This is a genomic window from Stenotrophomonas sp. P5_A9 (assembly GCF_056400525.1).
This window is the reverse complement of sequence record NZ_JBFULC010000146.1, coordinates 1-1,139: the sequence shown is the minus strand read 5'-3', so window position 1 is coordinate 1,139 and position 1,139 is coordinate 1. Positions and strand designations below refer to the sequence as shown.

Here is a 1,139-nt window from a genome sequence, read left to right as displayed (position 1 = left end):
CAAGGCGTTCAGGCTGGGCSCATGGCGGCTCTTTCATCGCGCACGCGCGCRTTGAGGATGACCAGCATCTTGCGCATCACMGCTACCAGGGCCACCTTTCCTTCCTTGCCACGTGCACGCAGCGACCTGTAAAAATCACGCAGACGCGGCTCGTGACGGGCGGCGGACATGGCCGCCATGTAKAGCGCCTTCCGGACGTCGGCTCGGCCTCCTTTGATCCCGCGTTTGCCACGCACGGTGCCGCTGTCGTGCGACAGCGGGGCGACGCCTACCAATCTGGCGATCTGCTTTCCGCCAAGGGTTCCCAGCTCTGGCAACCGGCACATCAGTACCGCCAGCAACACCGGGCCCACGCCCTTGAGCGTCTTCAACGCCGCCAAGTGAGGGTGTTGGATGAGCAGCGTCTTCAGCTGCTCGGCGATCAGCACATCCAGCCGCGCCACGCTGCRCACGAGCTGTTTGATGTTGCCCTGAAGCATCTTTCGCAGAGGCTTGTCCGCCACTGGCAGCAGCTGCTGCTTTGCCATCTTCAACAGCTCGATGACCTGCCGGCGGGCACGAACATGCTCGCCCAGGTGGCGCTGCCATGGCTCCAGCGGAACGTAGGGATGAAGGTCTATTTTCTCTGCCATGTAGGCCAGCATGGCCGCATCCAGCCTGTCGGTCTTGGCCTTCCCCAAGGTGTTGGCCAAGCTGCGCGCCCGCTGCGCATTGGCACGGGCGACCGGTAGTGCAGCCTGGTGCAGGGCATCCAGTGCGGCCAGCTCGTAGCCGCCGGTGGCCTCCAGCACCACCTGCTTCACAGACATCGTATTCAGCCAYCTCACCAACTTGCAGTGACCGGCTGCGGTGTTGGTGAACTGACGGGCCTGGCCTTGAAAGACCGCAACATCCAGGTATTTTTTGCACACATCGATCCCGATTCCGCTCATGGGAAATCTCCGCTAGGCTGGATAGGTCGAGAGCTCCCCCGCTTGCCCAGTCTTATCACTTCGAGTGCTACCTCGAGCAACTGTTCGGGCGGACCAAGGGAGATTCCGGCGTGGGCGCCAAGCTACAAGTCGATCGTCGAGATCCAGGCTCCTACGGCGGCCCACGCCGGCTCTCGACGCCTACGCTGCCAGATTCCAAACAGATAA

General features: G+C 62.4%; 1 protein-coding gene. It reads right to left on the bottom strand.

Going from position 1 to position 1,139, the window contains the following annotated elements; all coding sequences use genetic code 11:
- Window positions 1-8: 8 nt before the first annotated feature.
- Window positions 9-932 (bottom strand): IS110 family RNA-guided transposase, encoded by a 924-nt coding sequence (locus AC1DR7_RS20315; protein WP_478076673.1) that lies wholly within the window; start codon window positions 930-932, stop codon window positions 9-11.
- Window positions 933-1,139 lie beyond the last annotated feature (207 nt).